Here is a 5,974-nt window from a genome sequence, read left to right on the forward strand (position 1 = left end):
CTCCAAGCCCCCGCCCCCGAAGCCGCCGCCGCCCCTCGGTACGCCGTCCGCCTCGCCCGAGACGAGGACGAGGTGCGCGCCGCCCAGCGGCTGCGCCACCAGGTCTTCGCGGGCGAGCTCGGCGCGCGCCTCGCCGGCCCCGAGCCCGGCCTTGACTCCGACGCCTTCGACTCCCACTGCGACCACCTCCTCGTCGTCGAGGAGGAGACCGAACAGGTCGTCGCCACCTACCGGCTGCTGCCGCCCGAACGCGCCGCCGTCGCCGGACGCCTGTACTCCGAGAGCGAGTTCGACCTCTCCGCCCTCGCCCCCATCCGCCCCGACCTCGTCGAGGTCGGCCGCTCCTGCGTCCACCCCGACCACCGCAACGGCGCCGCCATAGGCCTGATCTGGGCCGGCCTCGCCCGCTACATGGACCGTTCCGGGCACAACTGGCTCGCGGGCTGCTGCTCGATACCGCTCGCCGACGGCGGGGTCCTCGCCGCCGCCACCCGCGACAACGTCCTGCCCCGCAGCCTCGCCCCCGCCGAGTACCGCGTCACCCCGCACGTCCCCTGGAACCCCGAGGGCATCGCCTTCCCCGAGCGCACCCAGCTCCCGCCGCTCCTGCGCGGCTACCTCCGGCTCGGTGCCTGGGTCTGCGGAGAGCCCGCCCACGACGCCGCCTTCGGCTGCGCCGACCTGTACGTCCTGCTCTCCCTGCGGCGCACCAACCCCCGCTACCTCAAGCACTTCCTCGCGCTCGCCCCGACCTCATGAGCGTCTGGCTGCCCACCTCGCCCTGCACCCCGCAGGACTGCGCCGGTCACGACGGGCACACCGTCGGCCTCCCGCGCGCGGTCCTGCGGCTCACCGCCGCAGCCGCCCTCATCCTCTTCGGAATCCTGGGCGCACCACCGGTCCGGCTGCTGCCGGCCGGCCCCCGGCACACCGTGATCCGGGCCTGGTCCGCCGCCCTGGTGCGGGCCTTCGGGCTGCCCATCACCGTTCACGGCAGTGCGGGCGGGGCCGGCGCCGGCCTCGTCGTCGCCAACCACGTCTCCTGGCTGGACATACCGCTCGTCGCGGCCGTCCTGCCCTCCCGGATGCTCGCCAAGAGCGAGATCCGCGCCTGGCCGGGCCTGGGCCGGCTCGCCGAACAGGCCGGCGCCCTGTTCATCGAACGCGACCGGATCCGCGCCCTCCCGGGCACCGTCGCCACCCTCACTCGCGCCCTGCTGGCCGGCGACCGGGTCACCGTGTTCCCCGAGGGCAGCACATGGTGCGGGCGCGCCCAGGGACCCTTCCGGCGGGCCGCGTTCCGGTCCGCCATCGATGCACGCGTCCCCGTCCAGCCGGTCCGGCTCGACTACCGGCTGCCCGGCGGGGACACTGCGGGCGCCGCCTGCTTCGTCGGCGACGACCCGCTGACCGCCTCCCTCTGGCGGATCGCCCGCGCCCGCGGCGTCCGTGCCGAGGTACGGCTGCTGCCGCGGATCCCGCCGGGCCGGTACGCACACCGGCGGGACCTCGCGGCGGCGGCTCAGGCCGCGATCACCTCGGGCGACCCGGCCTCCGTCCCCACCCCCTCCTCGCCGCTGCCGGGCCCGTCCGCCCAGCCGGACCCGCCGTCGGCCACCGACAGGGACAGCGCGAACCGGCCCTCGGCGTCCGTCCACCACCGGGTCAGCTCCAGTCCGGCCGCCGCCAGCTCCGTCCGTACGCCCTCCTGACGGAACTTCGCGGACACCTCCGTCAGGATCTCCTCACCCTCCTCGAACGGCACCAGCAGGTCCAGGGCCCGCACCTTCACCACCAGCTCCGAACGGGCCCGCAGCCGCATCTCGATCCACTCCTGCTCCCGGTTCCACACGGCGACGTGCGCGAAGTCCTCGGCACGGAAGTCCGCACCCAGCTCCCGGTTGACGACGGCCAGCACGTTCCGGTTGAACTCGGCCGTCACCCCCTGTGCGTCGTCGTACGCCGCCACCAGCACGGACTCGTCCTTCACCAGGTCCGTCCCCATCAACAGCGCGTCCCCCGGCGACAGCATCGCCCGTACGGACGAGAGGAACACCGCCCGCTCCGTCGGCAGCAGGTTCCCGATCGTCCCTCCGAGGAACACCACCAGCCGCGGCCCGGGCGCCTCGGGAAGCCGCAGCGGCTTGGTGAAGTCGGCCACCACCGCACGCACCCGCAGCCCCGGATGCTCCCCCTGCAGGATCTGCGCCGCCCCCTCCAGCGCGCTCGCGCTCACGTCCACCGGGACGTACGTGTCCAGCGCGGGCATCGCCGCGAGCAGGTGCCGGGTCTTGTCGGAGGAACCGGAACCCAGCTCCACCAGCGTGCGGGCCCCGCTCACCGCGGCGATCTCCCCGGCCCGCGCCAGCAGGATCTCCCGCTCCGCGCGCGTCGGGTAGTACTCCGGCAGCCGGGTGATCTCGTCGAACAGCTCGCTGCCGCGGGCGTCGTAGAACCACTTGGGCGGCAGCACCTTCGGCGAGCGCGTCAGCCCGGTCAGCACGTCCTCGCGCAGCGCGGAATCGGCGGCGTTCTCGTCGAGCGTGCGGGTCAACTGGAAGTCACTCACTGGACGGTCTCCTTGAGCGGGGTCAGGTCGACCCGGGTGCGATGGGCGGTCAGCAGGGTCCGGTCGGGCACCTCGTGCCAGCGCGGATCGTCGTCGTACGGCTCCGACGCCACCACGACGCGCTGCGCCGCCGGGTCGGTCAGGTACCACAGCGAATCGCCCCAGGCCGTCGCGGCGATCGCCCGGCCGTCGGTCAGCAGCAGGTTCAGCCGGGAACCCGGCGCGGCCTCCGCGAGTTCGCGCACCGGCTCGGCGAGCGCCGTGCCCAGGTCGTCCCCCCGGCGGAGCCGGTGCAGCACCAGCGCCCAGACGAGCGCCGAATCCGTCGTGGCGGCCAGCCCCAGCACCTCGCCGGCCGGCAGGGCCGCCGCGAGCGGGGCCGCCGTGCCCGGCCAGCCCCGTATCGCGCCGTTGTGGCTGAACAGCCACCGCCCGCCCGTGAACGGGGCGGCCGCGGCCTCCCCCTCCGCCCCCGCCAGCGTGGCGTCCCGTACGGCGGCCAGGGCCGCCCCGGCCCGCACCACCCGGGCCAGGTCCGCGAAGGTCAGGTCCCCCCAGATCGGCCCTGCCCGCCGGTAGCGGGCCGGCACCGGATCCCCCTCCGCGTACCAGCCCACCCCGAAGCCGTCGGCGTTGACCGTGCCGTGGCGCTGCCGCCGCGGACCCCACGACTGCCGTACGAGCGAATACTCCGGATCGCTCAGCAGCCTCCCCAGGGGCACCTCGGGCCCCACAAAGGCGATATGGCGGCACATCAGGCATCCCTCGCCGTCCGGAACCCGGAGAAGATCTGCCGCCGCACCGGCAGGTCCCAGTTGCGGAACGTGCCCCGGCAGGCCACCGGGTCCACCGCGAACGAGCCGCCGCGCAGCACCTTGTACTCCGGCCCGAAGAACACCTCCGAGTACTCCCGGTACGGGAACGCCCGGAACCCCGGATACGGCAGGAAGTCCGAGGACGTCCACTCCCACACGTCGCCGATCAGCTGGCGCACCCCGAGCGGGGAGGCCCCCGCCGGATAGCTGCCCGCCGGCGCCGGACGCAGGTGCCGCTGCCCCAGATTGGCGCGCGCGGGCGTCGGATCGGCGTCCCCCCACGGGTAGCGGGCGGAGCGCCCGGTCGCCGGATCGTGCCGGGCCGCCTTCTCCCACTCCGCCTCCGTCGGCAGCCGCCGGCCCGCCCAGCGCGCGTACGCGTCCGCCTCGTACCAGCTCACGTGCAGGACGGGCTCCTCCTCCGGCACCGGCTCGGTCATCCCGAAGCGGCGGCGCAGCCACTGGCCGGCCTCCCGGTACCAGAACAGCGGCGCCCCGATCCCGTGCCGGCGGATCTGCTCGAAGCCCTCCGGCGCCCACCAGCGGCCGTCGAGATAGCCGCCGTCCGCGATGAACGCCTGGAACGCGGCGTTCGTCACCGGCACCGTGTCGATCCAGAACGGCCCCGTCTCCCGGACGTGCGCCGGACGCTCGTTGTCCAGTGCCCATGGCTCCGCCGAAGTCCCCATGGTGAACGGGCCGCCCGGAACCAGCACCTCGGACACCGCCGGCGGCAGCCCCGACGGCGGGGACGGATACGGGGCGGCCAGCACCGGGGCACCCCGCCGCAGCTGATGAGTGATCAGCATCGTCTCGTCGTGCTGCTGCTCGTGCTGCGCGATCATCCCGAAGGCGAAGCCCGAGTCGAGCAGCGCGCTGCCCTCCAGCGGCGTCCGCTCCAACAGGTCGAACACCCGCCCGCGCACGTCGGCCGCGTACCGGCGGGCCTCGGCGGGCCCGAGCAGCGGCAGCTTCGGCCGCTCGGAACGCGGATGCTCGAACGCGTCGTACAGCGGATCGATCTCCGGGTGCATGGCCTCACGGCCGCCGACCCGGCGCAGCAGCCACAGCTCCTCCTGGTTCCCGATGTGCGCGAGGTCCCAGACCAGCGGGGACATCAGCGGCGAGTGCTGGGCCGTGAGGTCCTCGTCGGTCACCGCATCGGTCAGCCCGGCCGTACGGATCCGGGCCGCGGTCAGGGCCTTGAGCGCCCGCTCGCGGAGGTCCGCGGGCTCGCCGGGCGCGAGGGATTCGCAGGGTTCGTGTGCGGACACAAAGGATTCAGCGGTCATGAGCGGTCCCCCGTCCCGGTGAGCCGGTACGCGTTCTCGTCGGCCGGGCAGCGTCCGCGCAGCACGAAACGCTCGGTGAAGGCGTCCACCGTGTCCTGCACGTGCGCACTCGCCCCGAGCCGGGGCAGCGCCTCGGCCGCGGCCCGGAAGCAGAGGGCGGCCGCCGCCCGCAGCTCCGGATCGGCCAGGCCGTGGCGGGCCGCGGACTGCCACAGCGGATTGCGGGGCGCACGCACCGGCCCGTACCGGTCGGCGAGCGCCTTCGCCACCCGGTACCCGGTCTCGGCGGCCTCCGGGTCGTCGAACAGCGCGTGCACGACCGCGACCGGTACGAGCCAGCCGTCGTCCCCGGGCTGGGCGTCGATCATCCGCAGCTCCAGGTGGCCGCGCGGGCGCACCGGCGGGAACAGCGTGGTCAGGTGGTACGCGAGGTCATCGGTGGTCGGCGGCCGCAGCGCGCCGGGCAGCGGCGGCGGGGACGGGGCCGGGGACCGGGCGGGGGACGTGGCGCGCAGCCAGTCGCGGAACGTCATGCCGCGGGGTGCCGTCCACGGCCCGTCGCCGTACGACCGCATGCACATGACCTCGGTGTCCAGCGCGTGCCGGACCCATCCCGGCCGGGGCTTGGCGTCCAGCGGCGGGGCGAGCGCCCGCCGGGCGTCCAGGTCCCGCCAGATTCCCTGACGGGCACACCGCCATCCGGCGTACGGGCCCCCGGTCGCGGGGGAGTTGGCGAACGCCGCCACGAACACCGCGCCCAGCAGATGCCCCAGCCGCCAGCGCCGCCCGTAGCCGAGCGGGCCCGGCTCCTCGTAGCCGGCGTCCACGCACACCTGCACGGAGGCGGAGGTGCGCATCATGGCGCGCCCGGCCGGGCCGAAGCGGTCGAGGTACGCCTCCATGGCGTCGTAGCGGGGGCTGCCCACCAGCCGGCGCACGGGGGTGCGGGGGTCGCGGCCGATGCCGCGCAGGACCAGGTCCCGGGAGCGCAGTGTGCTCCGTACGGCGGTGAGGTCGGCCTGCAGGCTGTCCACGCAGGCGGAGAGGGAGTCGGCAGGAGCGGAGCTGAGCTCCAGCTGGCCGCCGGGTTCGATGCTGAAGCGGGAGTGGAGGGGGAGGGCGCGGACCGCGTCGTGCGCGGCCGTCAGCCGCTCGGGGGGAAGCGGCTCACCGGGCCGCTCGGCGTCCATCACGAGCCATTCGAGCTCGGCTCCCAGCACGCGCGGCGGGCCCGTCTTGAAACAGATGCCGTGGACGAGGTCCTCGGCGGCGGCTTCGGTGATGGGGGAGGGGGCGGG

Annotated in this window: 5 protein-coding genes and 1 pseudogene; 2 read left to right on the forward strand and 4 right to left on the reverse strand. The window is 74.9% G+C overall.

All coding sequences use genetic code 11. The annotated features are described in order from the left end of the window. Together HYE82_RS33415 and HYE82_RS33420 are read left to right on the forward strand one after the other, a co-directional pair. The coding region (locus HYE82_RS33415) for a GNAT family N-acetyltransferase (RefSeq protein WP_179177971.1) at positions 1 to 759 on the forward strand (759 nt) is incomplete at its 5' end. Next, a pseudogene (locus HYE82_RS33420) lies at positions 756 to 1,283 on the forward strand (lysophospholipid acyltransferase family protein); the annotation flags it as partial. The gene HYE82_RS33415 and the pseudogene HYE82_RS33420, both read left to right, overlap by 4 nt. A 239-nt stretch (positions 1,284 to 1,522) precedes the next feature. Here the strand turns inward: HYE82_RS33420 and egtD are convergent. From egtD to egtA, 4 genes are read right to left on the reverse strand one after another with little or no spacing between them, the layout of a single operon-like run. Continuing rightward, complete coding sequence (gene egtD / locus HYE82_RS33425; RefSeq protein ID WP_179177972.1) at positions 1,523 to 2,569, reverse strand: L-histidine N(alpha)-methyltransferase; 1,047 nt, start codon at positions 2,567 to 2,569, stop codon at positions 1,523 to 1,525. Further along, positions 2,566 to 3,324 (reverse strand): ergothioneine biosynthesis protein EgtC, encoded by a 759-nt coding sequence (gene egtC / locus HYE82_RS33430; protein ID WP_179177973.1) that lies wholly within the window; start codon positions 3,322 to 3,324, stop codon positions 2,566 to 2,568. Before egtC ends, egtD begins: the two co-directional genes overlap by 4 nt. After that, positions 3,324 to 4,676 (reverse strand): ergothioneine biosynthesis protein EgtB, encoded by a 1,353-nt coding sequence (egtB, locus tag HYE82_RS33435; protein ID WP_179177974.1) that lies wholly within the window; start codon positions 4,674 to 4,676, stop codon positions 3,324 to 3,326. Before egtB ends, egtC begins: the two co-directional genes overlap by 1 nt. After that, positions 4,673 to 5,959: an ergothioneine biosynthesis glutamate--cysteine ligase EgtA gene (egtA, locus tag HYE82_RS33440; RefSeq protein ID WP_309144538.1), complete on the reverse strand. Its 1,287-nt coding sequence runs from the start codon at positions 5,957 to 5,959 to the stop codon at positions 4,673 to 4,675. The genes egtB and egtA overlap by 4 nt, the downstream gene beginning before the upstream one ends. Between the last annotated feature and the right edge of the window lie 15 nt (positions 5,960 to 5,974).

The sequence above is a fragment of the Streptomyces sp. BR123 genome, from assembly GCF_013401435.1.
Classification (GTDB): domain Bacteria; phylum Actinomycetota; class Actinomycetes; order Streptomycetales; family Streptomycetaceae; genus Streptomyces.

Bases quoted from the DNA above. Each gene is read 5' to 3' on its own strand.
- egtC (WP_179177973.1), bottom strand. From the start codon at position 3,324: ATGTGCCGCCATATCGCCTTTGTGGGGCCCGAGGTGCCCCTGGGGAGG.
- egtB (WP_179177974.1), bottom strand. From the start codon at position 4,676: ATGACCGCTGAATCCTTTGTGTCCGCACACGAACCCTGCGAATCCCTC.